This window comes from Flavobacterium cerinum, assembly GCF_004028155.1.
Taxonomy (GTDB): domain Bacteria; phylum Bacteroidota; class Bacteroidia; order Flavobacteriales; family Flavobacteriaceae; genus Flavobacterium; species Flavobacterium cerinum.
Genome location: NZ_SBII01000001.1, coordinates 129603 through 149838, shown reverse-complemented (window position 1 = coordinate 149838; position 20236 = coordinate 129603). Strand labels below are relative to the sequence as shown.

The window sequence follows — 20236 nt, the reverse complement described above, 5'->3', positions numbered from 1 at the left end:
ATCTTTGTTTGAGATTTGCTTCGCCAGTCGGCTTACAGCCTCTAGCCTCCTATCGTCGAAATGACAAAAACCTAAATAAGAATGTCATTTTGAGCGCAATGAAACTTTTATTAATAGCCTTTTTTCAATTTCTATCAAATGTTTTTGGGATAGTGTTTTTATCTGTTTCTCCGCAAAATGTCCAGGAAATAATATACCAACGATTGTTTTCAAAAATGAGCTGAATACTATTAATTCCTCTTCTTTCCACCTTTCCGCCTTTTTCTAATCTTGTTTCATAAGTACTCCAAACGTGAGCAACATTACCAAATAGCCTCACCTCCCTGTTAATTTCATTTTCATAAAAGGCAGTGTCAAATACCATATCATCTGTTTCTTTATGAAACTCCTGCAATGTCATGGTTGATTGTTCTTGTTTCTGCCTGTCAAAGTAAGAATATACCGCTTTGGGATGATGCAAATAATCATCTCTTCCCCATTGACGTTTTGCTCCTTTTTCGCCTGAAACAACCTCATAGCTTGCCTTTATTAGCGCTTCGATTGTTTTTACGTCTTTTTCAAAATCTCTGTTTTGTGCATTTAAATTATTTGCTGTCATAATGGTTAGGAGTGTTAGACAAGATAGTAATTGCTTCATCTTGTTATTTTATTTGCACAAAACAACTCACATTCTGAATGTTATAAAAATAAATTATTTAGTCGGCATAAATTTTTATTCAGAATGTCCAATTCCGTATTTACAACAGCAATTTGTCAATCCGGTTTATTAAACATTCCCTGTAGCTTTTAGCAATTGAGATCTTATGATCAGCAATTATTAAATGATTATCTTCAATGTAGTCTACCCTCTTTAAATTTATAATATATGAATTATGAACCCTCATAAATTCATTGGGTAATTTGTCGATAAGGTCTTTTAAAGACTTGTAATAAATGTATTTTTTATTATCCCTTACAAAGATCTCAACATAATTCCCTAATCCCTTTATGAGCAAAATATCATCAAAACTTAATTTGATTAATTTTTTGTCGGTCTTTATAAAAGTGTAGTTAGGGTCGTTTGTCATTTTTTGCTAATAAGGGAGTTAGTGATTATAGCCTGCAATTTAGAAATAAAATACTGTGTGAGATTTGCTTCGCCAGTCGGCTTATAGCCTCTAGCCTCCTCACGTCGAAATGACAGAACGTAAATAAGTGTGTCATTTTGAGCGGAGTGCAACGCAGTCGAAAATCTTTTATTCGGAATGACAAAATACAAAAAAGCCTCCATAATATTGGAGGCTTTTTTGTATTTTGTCATTCCGCCTTTCATTTTCATTATGATAACAGCTTGATGCCTGTTACATCTGCTTTCCCATTTTTCAGGAACTCGTAAGTCATTCGATCTGCCTCACAGTCAATAAAGCGGATTTGCTTCAAACTCCTGCTTTTAAAGAAAATATTAATCAATTTTGAATTTTGGAATGTGACTTTAGAAAATGCGCTGTTTTCAAAATAGCAATCCTCCAATGTACCCTCAAAAACCATATTATCAATTTGTGTAGCATTAAAAGAGGTGCGCTTCCATACTGCATTTGCTATCACATTTTTTTGAAAAGAGCACGATTTAAACACCACTCCGGTAAAATCGGCATCAGAGAAATCGCAGCCTTTGATATGGCTCCCTGAGAATTCGGTTTCTTTGAGCAAACAATCCTTAAAGATATTGTTGACCATATGGGAGTTATGAATATGACTGCCACTGATATCGGAACCTGAAAAGTCGCAGTTCTCGACATTATTGTTTTTTAGAAGAAGCCCGGACATATCTGAACCAATGAACTTACTGCGCTGCATATTAGAAGAACTGAATTTTTCATGCAGATTTTTCAATCCTGAAAAGTCGGCATCCACCCAGTTACCGCGTGACATATCCCAGCTAAGTTTTTTTTCCTGCGTTTCAGATTCCTCCGGTTTTTTAACCTGTTCGCCATCTGTGGCTACCGACTGGAAGTTTTCTGAAAAATAATTAAGATCAACACCCAAAATTTCTGCAAGACGGTTTAAAGTAGTAATATCCGGCATAGATTCTCCACGCTCCCACTTTCCTACCGCCTGCGGGCTAATGAATAAACGCTCTGCAAGCTGGGCTTGAGATACATTTATTTTCCTTCGTGCTTCGGCAATTTTATTGCCTATCGTTTTAGTACTTAACATAGGTTCTGATTTTTTTGTTTATTCTTTTCGACATTACAAAGGTATTTCGATGCATTTCCGGAATCAAAAAAACACCAAAACTTATAGTTGTATTTGCGCTACTTATAGTTGTTATTCACCACTATAGGTAGGATTTAAAGGAATTTAAGGTAAACAGAATGTACGGCAACAAAAAAGCCTCAATACTATGAGGCTTTTTATATTATTTGGTAAGCTTTTCAAGATAAGCCAGCTTATCTTTTTCGGCCTGTAATAAACGTTCGTAAAGCTTTTTGTTCTCTTCTACCACTTCCATTAATTTATCTAACGGATTAAAAGTGCACACGTTGTGGTTTCCAAAGTTACTGCTTGAAACAGCCTCATTGAAGGTGTTAAAATAATTTATTGCAGCTTCTTCAGAAAAGTTTTTAATAGCATCAGGAGTGACACCCAATGCTTTTGCCACTTCTACAAGTTTTTCTTCATCTATGGTTTCGCTGTTCTCAATAGCCGATATTGCCTGTTGGTTTGTACCTAAAGCCTGTGCCAAAGCTTCCTGCTTCATGTCACGAAGTTCTCTAATACGGCTTATCTTTCTTCCTATATGGTTTGTTGCTGTGCTCATACTTCAAATATAGTAATTATTTCTTTCAGGAGTTTTCTGTTGGTAAAAAACAGGTGGAGTTATGTGTTTTACGGGTGAGAAAATCATTAGCTACTTTAAATATCAATGCAGTCTGTAAAGTTTGAGACTAAAGTAAGCCATTATTCGAATTTATTTGAAACATCCCAAATACAAAACCATCTTCCCATTAATCCAATTGACCAAATCCATTGTAGTAGCTGTTAGCCGTAGTCATGTAATCATTCACAATTTTCTTTTTCCAACTCTTTGATAGCATCTTGATAAACACTATTTAAGTCCGTTTCCGTTGCTTTAGTGAGATTTTCACAAACCAATTCCTTTTTGTTCATCATAGAATAAACTATAGCAAGATTTAAATATCCGATAGGTTGTTTTGAGTCTAATTTAATGGCTTTATTTAAATCAGCTATTGCTTCTTCATAATTATCCAAATAACTATTAGTAATTCCACGATTAATTAATGCTGGAAAATAATTAGGATCTATTTTTAGACATAACGTATAATCTTGAATAGCATAATCTAATTGTTCAAGTTCTCTATATATAATTCCTCTATTAAGTGAAATAATAACCAACTGACCATATTCTTTTTCTGCTTCATCAAATTTTTCGATTGCTTCCTCACGATTTCCTTCGAATCCCAACTCGATAGCTTTTTGAATAAGTGGATATTTTTCTCTATCAAAATCTCCAACAATGTTATTGTCTCGTGTTGACTTAATATTTCTTGGATCTTTATTTTCACAAGAAAATATACAAAATGTAATGAGTAAAAGAAATAATGTTCTTAACATATGATACACGTCTTTATGATTACCACTAACTCGTTTATATGCAAAACAAACCTTCGTATATACACCAAAATTACCAAGGTTTATTTCATTTTATAGACTCTCAAATGTAATGTTTTTTTCTTACAAATTTGCAATGGAAAGCCATGAAGGGTACAGCTACTTAACTATGCCTTAAAACAAAAAATGCTCCCTGATGGGAGCATTCATTTTTTGCAGAGAGGAAGGGATTCGAACCCTCGATACCCTTTTGGAGCATACACGCTTTCCAGGCGTGCGCCTTCGACCGCTCGGCCACCTCTCTAAATTATTGTGCGCGCAAAAATAGGATTTTAAAATGGATTTTAAAAACTTAATTACGACAATTCCCCACGCTGTGCCGTTTCAAAAAGGCTTTTAAAATTTGCATCCGGAGTATTTTGTCCCAACAGGTACATCATCTTCGTTATTGCTGCTTCTGTTGTTATATCAGCACCCGATATTACCCCTATTTCCTTTAGCATGGTACTGGTCTCATAATGACCCATATTTACACTACCTCCGGAACATTGTGTTACATTTACTATGTGCAGGCCGCTGTCTATCGCCTTTTTAAGAATGTTAATGAACCAGTCTTCAGACGGCGCATTTCCTGACCCGTAAGTTTCAAGCACCATCCCTTTTAATCCCGGAATGGCTACAATAGCAGACATTACTCTTTCGTTAATACCAGGGAACATTTTAACGATAACTACGTTATCATCCATTTCCTTGCTAACAATAAGGTCTTTGCCTTTGGTTTGTGGCAGCAGCAGGTCATTACTCACCTTTAAATGCACCCCCGATTCGGCTAATGCCGGATAGTTAGGCGATGTAAAGGCATTGAAATGCTCAGCGCTTATTTTTGTGGTTCGGTTCCCTCTGTACAGTTTGTATTCAAAGTACAGGCACACCTCCTGTATTACAGGCAGGTGCTTGTGTTTAAGCGATGCTATCTGGATGGCTGTGATCAGGTTTTCTTTAGCATCGGTACGCAGGTCGCCAATAGGCAGCTGCGAACCTGTAAACACTACCGGCTTTTCAAGGTTATCGAGCATAAAGCTCAATGCCGATGCCGAGTAGGACATGGTATCTGATCCGTGAAGGATCACAAAACCATCAAAGTCGTTATAATTATCTTCTATAAGTGCAGCGATCTTTACCCATTCCGTAGCATCCATGTTGGATGAGTCTATGGGCTTTTCGAAAGAAACCGTTTCTATATGACAGTCCAGCTGTTTTAACTCAGGTATGCGCTGAAGCAGTTTTTTAAAGTCGAAAACCTTTAGTGCTCCGGTCTCAAAATTCTTGACCATGCCTATAGTTCCTCCGGTATATATCAATAAAATACTGGGTTTAGACTGCATTTTGGTATTTCATTTTATTTACCACAGGATTGGCATACATAGCAAGGAAACCTTCTCTCACGATCTTGTTCTCTATATCGATACGCATCTCCAGCCTTCTTTCAAAAAGAAGTTTTTCTTTTTCTGTATAGTGGCTTGCAAACTGATTTGTTTCATTGAGCAAATCGTAAGCAATATAATTGGTAGGCCATAGCTTGTAGCTGCTCAGGATAGAATCGTCTATTACCTGGGCAAGGGCCTGTATTTGTTTGTTTTGATTTCCCTGTCCTTCTGCGATCTTATCCAGTTCTGTATCCAGTACATTGCCTACTTCGATATGTATCCTTTTCTTCTGACCCATGATACCACTGATTAGCGTCATGAAATCTTCATTCTTTTCTTTGATGTATACCTCATCGTTAGCTTCTGCCATAAGTCGCGGCATTTTAAGCATATCGGTTGGGTCGTACTCATACGAAATAGAAACAGGTACAATTTTGATCTTCTTGAAGTAATCCATCAGGTTTTCTTCGTCAGATGCCATTGCAAGCATTTTAAGCACGCCCTGCTGAGTGGTATCGTTACCATCTTTAGTACGTCCTTCACGCTGTGCAATCCACACCGATCTGTTTTCACGCAGCAGCAGCTGGTAAATGTATTCTGACATCTGTTTGGAGCTGTGCAGTAATTCTCTTGGCGAAAGGCCACGCTGTACCAGGAAATTCCTGTTTAAGCGCGACAATATATGCAGGAAGGCTTTTTGCACCAGATTATCACCAATAGCCGACGCCGTCATGACAAGGCCATGATCGTACAGCGACACATTGATTAATGATGTATCAAGAATAATATCCCTGTGATTGGAAATGTATAGGTAAGGTGTATGCTTATCCAGTTTCTCGAAACCGGAGGTTGTAAGCCCATCGGAACTTTTTTCCAGTACTTTTTGTACTGCCGGATAGATAAAATTAACCTGGAAATCGCGCTTAGAATGTGTTTTCTTAAGCTGCTCTGCCCAGACAGATTCTTCCACATCCGGGAACGCAAAGCTCATGAGTGCCTTCATCATAGGATGCTGTACCACACTACATATAGCCTCATTTACTTCACTGTCATAAAAAGGCCGTATATGATCAAATTTCGACATGTACTTCTTTAAGGTTAAAACAATTCACAAATGAACAAAAAATTTATGAATTTAACTGACATTCTTTGTTAAATCCCGTAAACACGCTTAGAATTCTGAGTGGTTATTTCTGCAATTTCTTCAACAGGAACGCCATAAATAACCGAAAGTTTTTCTGCCACCAAAAGTGTATAGCTGCTTTCGTTCCTTTTTCCTCTGTGAGGCACAGGGGAAAGATAAGGCGAATCGGTTTCTAACACTATGTGTTTAAGATCGATATCGGCAAGGAACTGATCTATCTTACCATTCTTAAAAGTAGCCACCCCTCCTATTCCTAATTTCATATTATAGGATATCGCTTTTTGAGCCTGATCGAAATCGCCGGTAAAACAATGAAAGATCCCAAACAGATCGTCTCCTTTTTCGCTTTCTAAAACCTCAAAAACGGCATCAAAAGCATCACGGCAATGGATATTTATGGGTAATTTATACTTTTTAGCCAGCTGAATTTGGTGTTTAAACGCATATTGCTGTTCGGCAAGGCGTGTTTTGTCCCAAAAAAGGTCGATCCCGATCTCTCCCACAGCAGCAAATTTTCGGGTTGCTAATTGCTCTTCTACGTGCGCCAGCTCTTCTTTGTAATTCTCTTTTACATAAGTAGGATGCAGTCCCATCATCAGGAAAATATTATCCGGATACTGCGCCTGCAGCTCATACATCTGTGTTGTATAAGAGGAATCGATAGAGGGCACAAAAAGACGTGTTACACCAGCATCAAAGGCACGCTGTATCATGGCATCGCGATCTTCGCTAAATTCTTCGCTGTATAAATGGGTATGGGTATCGGTAAGGATCATTATTCTGCTTTTGGACTGCAAAATTACAAAGTTGCCTCGTCTTTTACTGTAATTATATTAGAATTTAAAGTATTTTTGATTGAAAGCAAATCTTTAAAATGGAAAACCTTCACCATACCTTAAAAGAAAAAGGTTACACACGGGTAAAATTCAAAATATCTAAAACACAGCATTTATTAATAAAAGCCAAAATAAACGGTATTGAAGGTACTTTTATATTAGACACAGGTGCTTCAAACAGCTGTGTGGATTTTAAAGGCATTGCCCACTTTACACTTTCGGCATCCGACTCGGATACTAAAGCAGCAGGTGCTGGTGCTACGGGTATGCTTACGCAGACTTCTGTAAAAAATACACTAAAAATGGGCCGATGGTCTACCAAGGATTTTGGATTGGTCATTTTTGACATGTCGCACGTTAATGAGGCATTACGCCAATACAAAGCAAAGCCTGTTCACGGTATTATTGGTGCTGATATCCTTATGAAAGGAAAGGCCGTTATAGACTATTACAACCATTGTGTTTATTTGCGATAAAAAGTATAAAATTCCGATATCAAGCTTTTGTTAAACTATTTGCCTCGGGTGAGAACAAAACCCTAAAGATCATTAAAGAATAATATAAACTACAACGCAACCTTTTAGAATTTCTATCATCTGATAATCATACAACATGCTTATTACGATATAATATTCTACCAAAAGGTATCGCTATATATGTAAAAACCCTGCTAAGTAGTTAGCAGGGTTTTGTTTTAATTATAAGTACCAGTGTTGAGATATTGTTTTACTAAAGTTCCTAATTGTTTTAATCCGTTTTCTCTTTTAGCATTCCATATTGTACAGCTAATCCTTAAATAGTTTTCATATATTCCACTGTTGGAAAATAATGTTCCCGGTGCAAAATCAATATGCTGTTCCCATGCCGCTTTTTGAAGCACAATAGTGTCAATATTCTGTGGTAATTCTATCCAAAGTACTAACCCTCCCTGAGGCCTGCTAATTCGGGTACTTTCAGGGAAATATTCTTCTATTGCTTTTGTGGTTAACAACACCAACCGGTGCATTTCAGGGCGCAATTTTCGTAAATAGCGGTCATAAGCTCCTGTTCTTAATAGAGAAAGCAACGAAAGCTGAATAATACTCGCTGTGGCTACATTAGTAACCGCTTTAAGACTTACTACTTTATCCTTAAATCTTCCAGGGGCACACCAGCCTATTCGCAGTCCGGGTGCTAATGATTTGGAAAAAGAAGAGCACAACATTACCCATCCTTCGGTATCATATGACTTGATATTTGACGGACGTACAGTTCCATAATGTAAATCACCATAAATATCATCGTCAATAACCGGAACTTTCATACAGTTAGCGAATTCAGCTAAAGCTTGTTTCTTTTCATCACTTAGCAGCATCCCTCCCGGATTATTAAAATTAGACATCAATACACATGCTGCTATTTTTTGCGTGCTGCATAGCTGCTCTAGCCTTTTTATACTTATTCCTTCCTCACCATTACCTGTTACTTCAATAACTTTTAAACCTAATGATTCAATGGTTTGCAGTACTCCAAAATAAAAAGGCGTTTCAATAATTATGGTATCTCCCGCTTTAGCCACAGCACGAAGGCACAAACTAACCGCCTCTAAAGCTCCGTTTGTAATTATAACATCGTCTGTCGCCAATTTCCCATTCCATTTAAAAGAACGTTTCGCTATTTCCTGTCGTAACATGGTATTCCCGGCAGGCTGTTCGTATTGAAGGTGTGCTCCCGTTAGATCTCTGGAAGCTTGCTGCAGGCTCCTTCGGATTGCATTAAACGGTAACAGATCACTATCCAGTACCGCTCCAAAAAAAGACACATAATCTTTACCTGTTTTGTTCGCATAAAGGGTTTTACTCAATGTTTGGGTTATAGCAACATCCTGTATACCTAAAGTACCCTTAATACTTTGGGGTAACAGAGATAACTTTGTCGATTTTCGAAGCACTACATACCCTGACCGTTCTCTTCCATTGATCAACCCCTTATCTTCAAGCAGCATAAATGCTTTAAGAACTGTTCCCACACTCACGTTATACTGCTGGCATACATTACGCAGCGAAGGCAGTTTTTCTCCAACTGGATATGTATTCTTATTAATTAGTCCTTCCAGTTTCCCGGCAACGTTTATATAATGAAATTCTTTCATCTGTTACAGTAAAATATTCATTTATTGTATCTGTTATAGTTTTTCAAAGGTACATACTTTTGTTTTTATTGTTATTTCTATAAAAGAATCTAAAAAATCATAGCATGAAAAAAATCGGACTTGTAGGTGGCATTAGCTGGACATCGACTGTAGATTATTACCGTTATATTAATGAAGGTATCAATGAAGGGTTAGGCGGCTTAAATTTTGCCGAATGCCTTATTTATTCGGTCAATTTCGACGAATTCCAAAAAAGCAATGCGAATTACGACTGGGACACCACGTATGAGCTACTTCTTAATGCCGCTGAAAATCTTATAAAAGCCGGAGCAGAAGCTATTGTATTGTGTGCCAACACAGCACACATTGTTGCAGATTGTATTCAGGAAAAAATCCAGCTGCCGCTTATCCATATTACTACCGCAACAGCAAATGCCATTCACGAAAAAGGTTTAAAAAAAGTAGGCCTTTTGGGAACTACTTATACAATGGAGCTGGATTTTTATAAAGACAAACTACGTACCCACGGCATTGAACCGATTACTCCTGATGACCAAGCCGACAGGGATTATATAGAAGAGACCCTATTACACGAATTGGGACGTGGTATTTTAAATCGCGAGACCAAAAAAAAATACATTGGAATCATTAATAAACTAATTGCACGCGGAGCTGAAGGCATTATTTTGGGCTGTACAGAAATACCTTTACTAATACAACAGGAAGATGTTGCCGTTCCCGTTTTTGATACTACAAAAATCCATTCGCTGGCAGCTGTTAAATTTGCATTATCCTGATTTTACATAAAAGGGTAATCTTGTTATTTGATAAGGGTAAAATTATTAAGTATTTTTACCCTGTGTTTCCACTTATTGATATTTAATGGCTTAGGGAAACATAAAAAAATAGTATGAAAACACAGATTACACTTTTTTTACTTTGCTTAACTTCATTAAGCATGTTGGCACAAACAGCATCTAAACCATTTGTGTTAGGCTCTATAGAAACCATACATTCAAAACTGTTAGGTGAAGACAGGGTGCTAAATATTTATCTTCCTGAAGAATATAACAGTACAGCTAAATATCCGGTGATCTATTTATTGGATGGATCGGCAAATGAAGATTTTATTCATGTGGTAGGTTTAGTGCAGTACAACACTTTCGCGTGGATTGATAGGGTTCCAAAATCTATTGTTGTGGGTATTGCTAATATTAACCGCAAGCGCGATTTCACCTCCCCAAGTGATCGTGAGAGTGATAAAAAATTAGTTCCTCCCGGAGGCGGATCGGCAAAATTTATATCTTTCCTGGAAAAAGAGTTACAGCCATACATAGAAAACAAATACAAAACAGACGGACACAAGATGATTATTGGCCAGTCATTGGGGGGGCTTTTAGCTACAGAAATACTCTTTACAAAACCACAACTTTTTGATAAGTACGTAATTATTAGTCCGAGTCTTTGGTGGCGTGACGGCTATTTGCTAAAAGACAATCCTGTCATTTTACAAAAAAACTATAATGTAACTACTGATGTTTATATTGGTGTGGGGAAAGAAGGTTCTATAGACGGCTCAAAGAACCATATTATGGAAGAAGATGCTAAGCTTCTTTTTGATAAAATTAAACAGGGTAAATCTAAAAACGTGAAAGTATTCTTTGACTATTTACCCGAAGAAGATCATGCTACGGTTACACACCCGGCGTTATTTAATGCATTCAGGACATTATATCCAAAAAAAAACTAAACCGTTTAAACGGTTTAGTTATACCTTTTCGTGTAAAATTTTTGATCCGACTTCTATAATTTCACTTTTATAAAAATCAAACAAAAACACTTTATTAAAGCCGTGCTCAAAAGTATCTGCAAAGATCGTTTCGTTAAAATAGAAGTAATCGCAGTTATTATCAAAAGAGCTTAAAACCATAATTAACCATCTGGGCTCAGAAAAATCAAGAAGTGTTTTTTTAAGATGTTTCTTAATACTTTCAATAGTACATTCTACTACTTTAAAATTATTAGCATGTACTATCAAACTCTCTGAAGGCATCTTTACAATTTTTGAAACATAATTATACGTAATAAGTTCGCCTTTAATAGCCGCTATAATTTCATGTTTTACCTTTTGTAAACGAGTATGATTAAAATTAATTTTACTGTCGTAAAAATCAATATGGTATCTGCCAATATATTTTGTATTATCTGCCAACTCCACCTCTATTTCATTTAGCATTTGTCTTGCAATATCTTTATCGGATATGAAATCGACACACTGAACATTTACAACTTCCCTTATACCGGCATTGTTTTTTATCAACAGCCTGTCCGGACTGATCATGTCTAACTTCCTGATCTCAGTAAATTTCCAAACATCAGTTACATTCTTTATTTCGATCTGCTGTTTCTCGGCAGTAAGCCCGGATAATTCAATGTCAGCAATCCAGTCATCAATGTTTTGAATTTGAGGTGTCATAACTTTTTTTTATCAAATGTAATCGCAATGATTAATAACAATCCGTTTTTTATACCAACCCAAAACTATTTTATACTAAAGACGTTATTTAGGGGGTAAAAAAGTAGTAGCTTAGGGTTTGGTATAAATAAAACACGGGTTAGTATAAAATAAATAGATGCTAATTTGTTTTTATCTTAATTCGCATCGTGGTAGTTTCACAAAATAAAGAGATGGAAAAAATTTATTGCAATAAGAACTGGTTTGTAGATTTTCTTATTATGCCTAAGTATAGGATATATAGGCATTTGCTTGTGCTAACCTATGCTGCAGTCCTTTTTTACGACCCTGAAAAACCTAAAGAATTTAGTGGTAGTCATCAGTTTTTTTATGATTTCACCTGGATCTTTTTCTATTTACTTATGGTATATATAAACATGTACGTATTTGTACCGAAGTTATTATTCAGAGCCAAATACTTTAGTTATTTATTTAGCCTTGTAATAATGATTGTATCAGGCTATTTGTTTATAAAACGGATTTTGATAGAAGATTATTTTAACAACTACAGAATTGCTACACTTACATTACCTCGTGCTACAAGCGAATTCAGGGAAATAATAGGAATCACAAATTTATTCGTGCTTTTAGTTTTTTCATCGACATCAGTAAAACTATTCCAACGATGGAGCAGGGATACAAATCGTATAAATGAGCTTGAAAAAAACTCGCTTCAAATTGAGTTACGGGAACTCAAAAACCAAATTAATCCGCATTTCCTGTTCAATATGCTGAACAACGTGAATGTGCTGGTAAGAAAAAATCCGGATAAGGCTTCGCTTGTTATATTGAAACTCTCCGATTTTTTACGCTACCAGCTCTATGACAACAACCAACAGGAAGTACTGCTTTTATCTGAAATACAGTTTCTGAAAGATTTCATGGGACTGGAAAACATCCGTAGAGATGACTTTAGCTTTAGCATTACTGTAGAGAATGAAAGTAGTAATAAAGAACAGCTTTCCCAATTGCTTTTATCTCCAAATTTATTCACCACGTTTGTAGAGAATGCGATTAAACATAGTGCAGATCCTGATAATTCTTCTAAAGTAAAAATTGTTTTTAGTGTCTATGATGAAAGTCTTGTATTTTTATGCGAAAATACAAAGCCGCAAGAACCTCTTTTTTTTGGCGAAGACAGCGGCTTAGGACTGGTAAACGTGAAACGCAGACTGGAACTTTTATATGGAAACAATTTTGATCTTGAAATGGAAAATCTCGAAAAAACGTTTAAAGTAACTTTAAAAATACCGGTATGAACTGTATAATAGTTGATGACGAACCATTGGCAAGGGAAGGGATGCTATTGTTAATTCAGGATATTCCGGAAATTAATGTTATCGGGAGCTTTAATGGAGTGAATAAAGCACGGGAGTTCATGAACAATAATACCGTCGATCTTATTTTTCTGGATATACAGATGCCGGGAGTTAACGGATTGGAATTTGCCCAGACCATTACAGACGAAACCCTTATAATTTTTACAACAGCCTATTCTCAATATGCTTTAAAAAGTTATGAGGTAGATGCTATTGACTATCTTGTAAAACCAATAATTAAAGACCGTCTCGAAAAAGCCATAAAAAAAGCGCTCGTATATCATAACCTACTGGCAAAAGGAAACGACAAAGGAACCATTGAAAGTACCGAAAGTGATTTTATACTTATCAAGTCAGACCGAAAATACCATAAGATTCTTTTTAAGGAGATTGTTTATATTGAAGGATTAAAAGATTATGCTGTAATGTATGTAAACGACCATAAGATCATTACTGCAATGAATCTAAAAACCATTTCGCAGTACCTTCCTGAAGAAACATTTATAAGAGTGAGTAAATCATACCTTGTAAACAGTACTCATATCGATTCGTTTGACAATCATACAATATATATTAAAAACACAGAAATTCCTATTGGCGAAGTATACCGTAAAAAGTTCCTTGATCAATATTTAGGGAAAAATACGTCTGATAAATTGTAGAAAAATACCTTTTCAAATTACCAAACCTCAAAAAACAACTAAAATGAAAAATGATTTTTTATTTTTAATGACCTTGCTGTGCCTTACCGTAAACGCTCAGGACGATGGTAAATTAAAGAAAACGGTGCGTCAGGAAATTACAGACAGGTTCCCTTCAACCCGGGTGTTTAATATTCAGTACCAGCAATATGCCCCTACTGATTTTAATTCAGAACTATTGGATAAAGACTTTCAAAAAGGAGAAATAAGTAATCATTCTAAGCTAAGTTTTGCAGCCAATATTCCGGTATTTTCTAAACCAAGGTGGACTATAACCTCTAGCTTACGATATAAATATGAGACTTTTGAAACTAAAAACGTTACTACTTATCTACCAGAAATAACTCCTCTATCTTCAAAAATGGAGTATCACTATCTATCGGCTGCTTTAAGCTTTACCTACTATGCTAAGCTGTTTAACAAGCCATTCATATATAACATAAGTGTAATAGGTGACGGTACAGAAAAAGATGCAGAGCGTGTAAAAGCTATAGTTGGCGGAAGCATAATATTAAAACGTACAGAAAGGACGACTATTGGTGTTGGTCTGGTTGTTTTTATAGATCCAACGTCTCAGGTTCCGGTAGCGCCCACATTCATAATGAACCATACTTTTTTAAATTCTCCCTGGACACTTGATATTATCCTGCCTCAACGTGTACTCCTAACAAGGCCTTTATTCGCAAATGGTAAACTGTCACTGGGTACAGAATTAGTTGCCGATGGTTTTTACACTTATACCAACCAACCCGGTTTTGCTCACGTTTATGATTACAGACAGTTGGAAATAAACTCCGGAATAACCTACGAGCACGTACTTCACAAAGATTTAATTGCCACTTTTAAAACGGGGCTTGCCAATGTGTTTAGTTCAAGAGCTTCCGAAAGAGGAAAATCTACAAACGATTATATATTTTCATCAAAACAAGATGGCACTGCTTATTTTAACCTTGGCTTTTCATACAATCCTTTCTTAAAAAGAAAAAAATAAAATATTCAAATAAGCACATACCTATTAAAAAAACAAAAAAGCCTTGCTTACTTCTAAGCAGGGCTTTTATTCTAACTAACTAAAAATCTGATTTTAAACACTAAAAAAGCTAATTAGAGAGTATCAATAATCTTTCCAAAGTTTCTCTTTTAATAAAACCTTAACAATCTGATAACCAGTTACAGATAAAAACGATCCGTTTAAAGAAAACATCAACTGTGTTTTAATTACTTGTTTATATTCGTTTGGTCATAAATAGCAGTAACCTATTAACCATGTGTTATTTATGCTTTAATTTTTTTAATAACCAATCAATTTAATTAAGTAATTTTATGAAAACACACCTACTTTTTAAGGCTGCAATCGTGGCTTTAATCTTATCTGCCTGCAGCAGTGAAGAAAATTTGACAAAAACAGACGACTCGGGCAGAAATGCTAAAGTAAACGAAAGCCAGCTGGCTGTTTTACAGCGAGAAGCTAATGCAAAACTAACTCAGCATTTCACCTTTAATACAAATCAGGGACCGGTTGTCCTTAAAACGAAAAGCGGGGTTCAAATACGTTTTAATCCTAAAAAATTTACTGTTAGAGGTATTCCTGTGCAAGGACAGGTAAAAGTGGAATACAAAGAAATATTTAAAGCCGGAAATATGGTCACTGCTAATAAAACCACAATGGGAATAGCACAAGACGTACCTCAAAACCCGGATGATATTCAACTACGCCCTCTTTTAACAGGCGGGGAGTTCTTTATAAACATGACCAACCAGGAAGGACAAAATCTTGATAATGGTAATCCAATCGTACTTACCGTACCTACTGCGCTTACCGACGACAATGGAGGTAATACCGGAGGAATGACAGTATGGGATGGAAAAGTTGCAGATACTGATGGCGATGGTGTTCCAAACCCAGAAGGTAATGTTACATGGAAAGAAAAACAAGGCCCTGAAGGAAATCCTGACTTAGTACCAGCTCAGGGCGGATCTTACACATTAGGAGTTACTCAATTTGGATGGACGAATATTGATGTACTTTATAATTTACCTGATCCTAAAACTACAGTTTATATAGAGGTACCTCCAGCTTATAACAATACCAATTCAAGCTGTTATATTGCTTACTATAATGTATCAAACTCGATAGCACCAATGGATAGGTTTGATCCGACTACAAATATGTTCACTGAACATTACGGACAACTGCCTATTGGAATGTCATGTTATGCTATCTTCGTTTCAGCACAAGGAGGTGTTTGGGAATATGCTATAAAACCAGTTGTAATTTCGCCAAGTGGAATAATTACAATAACAACTGCAGACATCCTTACAGGAACAGAAGCAACTGTCATTGCTGCTATAGATGCATTACCATAAAACATACCTTATAAACAAAAAAATCCCGCTCCAAAGAGCGGGATTTTTTATATATAATCGGGGAATATATTATAGTTCCAATGCTTTTTTAGGATTGTTATCCATAAGCAATTCTGTAGGGTTTTCCAACGCTTCTTTAACAGCTACAAGGAAACCAACTGACTCACGTCCGTCAATAATTCTGTGGTCATAAGAAAGAGCTACATACATCATTGGGTGAATTTCAACTTTACCGTTTACAGCGATAGGACGCTCGATAATGTTATGCATTCCAAGGATACCAGACTGTGGAGGGTTAATGATAGGTGTAGAAAGCATACTTCCAAATACCCCTCCATTTGTGATCGTGAAGGTACCACCCGTCATATCGTCTACAGTAATTTGTCCGTCACGTGCACGTAGTGCAAGACGCTTAATTTCTGCTTCAATACCACGGAAAGAAAGTGTTTCTGCATTTCTTACTACCGGTACCATAAGACCTTTAGGTCCGGATACAGCAATAGATACATCTACAAAGTCATAAGAAACTTTATAGTCACCATCCATCATTGAGTTAACATCAGGGAATAGCTTTAAAGCTCTTACTACCGCTTTCGTAAAGAAAGACATGAAACCAAGACCTAAACCACCGTGCTTCGCTTTAAAAGCATCTTTATACTCATTTCTAAGCATGTTAATAGGTGTCATGTTTACTTCGTTAAACGTAGTAAGCATAGCTGTTTCATTTTTAGCCGCAACAAGACGCTCAGCTACTTTCCTGCGAAGCATAGAAAGCTTTTGGCGCTCAGAGCCACGTGTACCACCAGTAGGAGTTCCCATAGACGGTACTGCATTAACAGCATCATCTTTAGTTATCCTTCCACCTTTTCCGGTTCCGGAAACGGCAGCAGTACTAATATTTTTCTCGTCTAATATTTTTTTAGCAGCCGGAGATGGTGTTCCTGATGCATAGCTTTTCTCAGCTGGTGCAGGAGCAGCAGCTTTAGGCTCTTCTTTCTTAGGTTCTTCTTTTTTCACTTCAGCCTTCTCCTCTTTTGCAGGAGCAGCATCACCGCTAGGTTTAGCACCGTCAGTATCGATAAGACAAACTACCTGTCCTACTTTTACTGCGTCACCTTCTTCAGCTTTAAGCGTAATAATACCTGCAACTTCTGCAGGAAGCTCAAGGGTTGCCTTATCTGAATCAACTTCAGCAATTGCCTGGTCTTTCTCTACATAATCCCCGTCTTTTACCAGCCATGTTGCAATTTCAACTTCTGTAATCGATTCCCCTGGTGAAGGAACTTTCATTTCTAAAATCATGTCAGTATAATTTTATTTGTGTTTTTATCTTTTCGAAAAATCAAAAATACGATATTAATTAAATAAGTCCTTGTTAAAAACCATCGCAATAGCAGCTGCGTGACGTTTTTTAGAACGTGTGTAACTACCTGCCGCTGGTGCACTGTATGCTTTTAATGCCGCTAACCTTAGTTTTACCTCAGTAAAGTTCATTAGCATGTAGCCATAAGCCCCCATGTTTCTTGGCTCTTCCTGTGCCCAAACATAATCATCTGCATTAGGATATTTAGCAATAACTTCTTTTAGCTGATCTACCGGTAGTGGGAATAATTGCTCTATTCTTACAAAAGCAACATCATCTCTCTTAAGGTTTTCTCTTTCAGCTATCAGGTCGTAGTAGAATTTACCGGTAACAAATACAAGCGTTTTAATTTTCTTAGCATCTGCTGCAGGATCGTCAAGAACTTCCTGGAATGATCCGTTAGCAAACTCATCTACAGTAGAAACCACTAATGGATGACGTAGTAAGCTCTTAGGTGTAAACACGATAAGCGGCTTACGGAACGTTGTTTTCATCTGCCTTCTTAGCAAGTGGAAAAAGTTAGCCGGTGTTGTACAGTCTGCCACATACATATTGTGGTTAGCACAAAGCTGCAGGTAACGCTCCATACGTGCAGACGAATGCTCTGCTCCCTGGCCTTCATAACCGTGAGGCAATAGCATTACAAGTCCGTTCTGGTTGTTCCATTTATCTTCTGCTGCAGAGATGTACTGATCTAACATGATCTGTGCGCCGTTAGAGAAATCTCCAAACTGTGCTTCCCAGATCGTTAATGTTTTAGGGCTTGCAAGAGCATAACCGTAGTCAAACCCTACAACGCCATATTCAGATAATAGTGAGTTATAAATATGGAATTTACCTCTTTGGTCTTTCAACATATTAAGCAGCACTACCTCTTCTTCAGAATCTTCTACTTTTACAACAGCATGACGGTGCGAGAATGTTCCACGCTCTACGTCCTGCCCAGACATACGCACATCAAAACCTTCGGTAAGAAGTGAACCATAAGCTAATAATTCGGCCATAGCCCAGTCTAACTTATCTGTATCAAAATACATTGTTTTCCTATCATTGATAAGCTTTTGTATTTTGTTGATGAACTTTTTATCTGACGGTAACTCGGTAATAACCTTCGCAATATCAGTAAGTATATCTTTTGAGAATGCTGTATTTACTTTTTGAAGCATTTGCTCTGCTTCTGCCTGTACATAACCTTCCCACTCATTTTGCATGAAAGGAGTAATTATGGTAAGGTCTTTTTTCCTTGATGCTTCAAGGTTTTCCTCAAGCATTGCTTTGTACTCTTTTTCAAGCGTACCCACATATGTGTTATCTATAACTCCGTCAGCAATAAGCTTCTCGGCATAGATGTCTCTTGGATTTTGGTGCTTAGCAATAGCTTTGTATAATTTCGGCTGTGTAAAACGAGGCTCATCACCTTCGTTGTGTCCATATTTCCTGTATCCAAGAAGGTCGATAAACACATCACTGCCAAATTCCATTCTGTAATCCAGAGCAAAAAGCATAGCATGTACTACTGCTTCGGCATCATCTGCATTTACATGAAGAACCGGCGACAATGTAACCTTAGCCACATCTGTACAATAAGTAGATGTACGGGCGTCTAAGTAGTTTGTAGTAAATCCAACCTGGTTGTTTATTACCATGTGGATAGTACCCCCTGTTTTATATCCGTCAAGATTTGCCATCTGTACGATCTCATACACAATACCCTGTCCTGCAATAGCGGCATCACCGTGTAGTGCAATAGGAAGTACTTTAGAGAAATCGTCCTGGTAATACTTGTCTTGTTTAGCTCTTGCTATACCTTCTATAACTGCACCTACAGTTTCAAGGTGCGAAGGGTTTGGAGCAAGATTGATATTTATTTGTTTACCGCTTCTTGTTTTTTTATCTGCCGTAAGACCTAGGTGGTATTTTACGTCACCATCAAAAAGAGCATCATCATCATAATCCTTACCGTCAAATTCGCTAAATATATCTGATGTAGATTTACCAAAAACGTTAGCCAGTACATTAAGACGGCCCCTATGAGCCATACCCATAACAAACTGCTCTACACCTTTATCTGCTGCTGCTTCAATAAGCGCATCCAGTGCCGGTATAAGAGATTCTCCACCTTCCAGTGAAAAACGTTTTTGTCCAACATATTTTGTATGAAGGAAGTTTTCGAAAGAAACAGCCTCGTTTAATTTACCAAGGATATTTTTCTTTTGATCAACTGAGAAATTAGGTTGATTGTTATTTTCTGTAATCCTGTTCTGAATCCATTTTCTTACTTCCGGATCACGGATATACATATACTCAATACCAATATGCTGGCAGTATACTTTTCTTAAATGGTCTACGATCTGTCTTAAGGTTGCCTGCTGTAAGCCCACTTCTTTACCCGCATCAAAAACCGTATCAAGATCGGCGTCAGAAAGTCCAAAAGTATCCAGAGCCAATGATGGCGTGAATATCCTTCTGTCTCTTACGGGATTGGTTTTTGTAAATAGGTGTCCGCGGGTACGGTAACCGTCGATAAGATTTAAAACATTAAATTCTTTTTGTAATTTTTCCGGAATGCCGGAATAATCAGATACCGGTTGAGCCGCCACTGAGGCTGCTTCCCGGGGCACATCGAGCGTTTCATATCCGTACTCAGAAGAACCAAAATCAAATCCCTGGAAAAAACTTCTCCAGCTTGGCTCTACACTATCCGGATTTTCAATATATTGATCGTATAAATCTGCGAAAAAAGCAGTATGTGCTGCGTTTAAAAAGGAAAACCTGTCCATACTCATGTCTTTAATGACCTTGTTTGTGAAAAATTTTATGC

At 37.0% G+C, this 20236-nt stretch carries 19 protein-coding genes and 1 tRNA gene; 7 read left to right on the top strand and 13 right to left on the bottom strand.

The window, feature by feature from the left end:
• Positions 1-124 precede the first annotated feature (124 nt).
• The 9 genes from EPI11_RS00660 to EPI11_RS00620 form a co-directional block, all read right to left on the bottom strand.
• Complete coding sequence (locus EPI11_RS00660) at positions 125-637, bottom strand: hypothetical protein (protein ID WP_241657556.1); 513 nt, start codon at positions 635-637, stop codon at positions 125-127.
• Between the two features lie 100 nt (positions 638-737).
• Complete coding sequence (locus EPI11_RS00655) at positions 738-1067, bottom strand: LytR/AlgR family response regulator transcription factor (protein WP_128388029.1); 330 nt, start codon at positions 1065-1067, stop codon at positions 738-740.
• 250 nt (positions 1068-1317) lie between these two features.
• Positions 1318-2196: a helix-turn-helix domain-containing protein gene (locus EPI11_RS00650; protein ID WP_128388028.1), complete on the bottom strand. Its 879-nt coding sequence runs from the start codon at positions 2194-2196 to the stop codon at positions 1318-1320.
• 202 nt (positions 2197-2398) lie between these two features.
• Positions 2399-2800 (bottom strand): helix-turn-helix domain-containing protein, encoded by a 402-nt coding sequence (locus tag EPI11_RS00645; RefSeq protein WP_128388027.1) that lies wholly within the window; start codon positions 2798-2800, stop codon positions 2399-2401.
• Positions 2801-3039: 239 nt separating this feature from the next.
• Positions 3040-3615, bottom strand: coding sequence for a tetratricopeptide repeat protein (locus tag EPI11_RS00640; protein WP_128388026.1), 576 nt, complete (start codon positions 3613-3615; stop codon positions 3040-3042).
• A gap of 213 nt (positions 3616-3828) precedes the next feature.
• Positions 3829-3916, bottom strand: a tRNA-Ser gene (locus tag EPI11_RS00635).
• A 52-nt stretch (positions 3917-3968) separates the two neighbouring features.
• On the bottom strand, positions 3969-4997 hold the full coding sequence (locus tag EPI11_RS00630; protein WP_128388025.1) for an asparaginase: 1029 nt from the start codon (positions 4995-4997) through the stop codon (positions 3969-3971).
• Positions 4987-6123, bottom strand: a complete 1137-nt coding sequence (locus EPI11_RS00625; protein ID WP_128388024.1) for a 1-acyl-sn-glycerol-3-phosphate acyltransferase — start codon at positions 6121-6123, stop codon at positions 4987-4989. The genes EPI11_RS00630 and EPI11_RS00625 overlap by 11 nt, the downstream gene beginning before the upstream one ends.
• A gap of 68 nt (positions 6124-6191) precedes the next feature.
• Entirely contained in the window at positions 6192-6959 is a 768-nt protein-coding gene (locus tag EPI11_RS00620) for a TatD family hydrolase (protein WP_128388023.1), read from the bottom strand.
• 98 nt (positions 6960-7057) lie between these two features.
• Here EPI11_RS00620 and EPI11_RS00615 point away from each other — a divergent pair, with 98 nt between their 5' ends.
• Positions 7058-7495 (top strand): retropepsin-like aspartic protease, encoded by a 438-nt coding sequence (locus tag EPI11_RS00615; protein WP_128388022.1) that lies wholly within the window; start codon positions 7058-7060, stop codon positions 7493-7495.
• Between the two features lie 218 nt (positions 7496-7713).
• On the opposite strand, the gene EPI11_RS00610 is transcribed toward EPI11_RS00615, so the two are convergent.
• Entirely contained in the window at positions 7714-9150 is a 1437-nt protein-coding gene (locus tag EPI11_RS00610) for an aminotransferase-like domain-containing protein (RefSeq protein WP_128388021.1), read from the bottom strand.
• A 104-nt stretch (positions 9151-9254) separates the two neighbouring features.
• Here EPI11_RS00610 and EPI11_RS00605 point away from each other — a divergent pair, with 104 nt between their 5' ends.
• Both EPI11_RS00605 and EPI11_RS00600 read left to right on the top strand, forming a co-directional pair.
• The gene (locus EPI11_RS00605) at positions 9255-9947 is read left to right on the top strand and encodes an aspartate/glutamate racemase family protein (RefSeq protein WP_128388020.1); all 693 of its coding nucleotides are present in this window, start codon (positions 9255-9257) and stop codon (positions 9945-9947) included.
• Positions 9948-10060: 113 nt separating this feature from the next.
• Positions 10061-10900, top strand: a complete 840-nt coding sequence (locus EPI11_RS00600; RefSeq protein ID WP_128388019.1) for an alpha/beta hydrolase — start codon at positions 10061-10063, stop codon at positions 10898-10900.
• 18 nt (positions 10901-10918) lie between these two features.
• On the opposite strand, the gene EPI11_RS00595 is transcribed toward EPI11_RS00600, so the two are convergent.
• Positions 10919-11626, bottom strand: coding sequence for a hypothetical protein (locus EPI11_RS00595; protein WP_128388018.1), 708 nt, complete (start codon positions 11624-11626; stop codon positions 10919-10921).
• Positions 11627-11838: 212 nt separating this feature from the next.
• Between EPI11_RS00595 and EPI11_RS00590 the strand changes: the two genes are divergently transcribed.
• The 4 genes from EPI11_RS00590 to EPI11_RS00575 all read left to right on the top strand — a co-directional run bounded on the left by EPI11_RS00590 (position 11839) and on the right by EPI11_RS00575 (position 16052).
• On the top strand, positions 11839-12924 hold the full coding sequence (locus EPI11_RS00590) for a sensor histidine kinase (protein WP_128388017.1): 1086 nt from the start codon (positions 11839-11841) through the stop codon (positions 12922-12924).
• The gene (locus EPI11_RS00585; protein WP_128388016.1) at positions 12921-13646 is read left to right on the top strand and encodes a LytR/AlgR family response regulator transcription factor; all 726 of its coding nucleotides are present in this window, start codon (positions 12921-12923) and stop codon (positions 13644-13646) included. Before EPI11_RS00590 ends, EPI11_RS00585 begins: the two co-directional genes overlap by 4 nt.
• A gap of 43 nt (positions 13647-13689) precedes the next feature.
• A complete protein-coding gene (locus EPI11_RS00580) occupies positions 13690-14676 on the top strand; it encodes a hypothetical protein (RefSeq protein WP_128388015.1) in 987 nt (328 codons plus the stop codon).
• A gap of 332 nt (positions 14677-15008) precedes the next feature.
• Positions 15009-16052, top strand: coding sequence for a hypothetical protein (locus tag EPI11_RS00575; protein ID WP_128388014.1), 1044 nt, complete (start codon positions 15009-15011; stop codon positions 16050-16052).
• A 69-nt stretch (positions 16053-16121) separates the two neighbouring features.
• On the opposite strand, the gene odhB is transcribed toward EPI11_RS00575, so the two are convergent.
• Complete coding sequence (gene odhB, locus EPI11_RS00570; RefSeq protein WP_128388013.1) at positions 16122-17354, bottom strand: 2-oxoglutarate dehydrogenase complex dihydrolipoyllysine-residue succinyltransferase; 1233 nt, start codon at positions 17352-17354, stop codon at positions 16122-16124.
• 54 nt (positions 17355-17408) lie between these two features.
• Positions 17409-20195, bottom strand: coding sequence for a 2-oxoglutarate dehydrogenase E1 component (locus tag EPI11_RS00565; RefSeq protein WP_128388012.1), 2787 nt, complete (start codon positions 20193-20195; stop codon positions 17409-17411).
• Between the last annotated feature and the right edge of the window lie 41 nt (positions 20196-20236).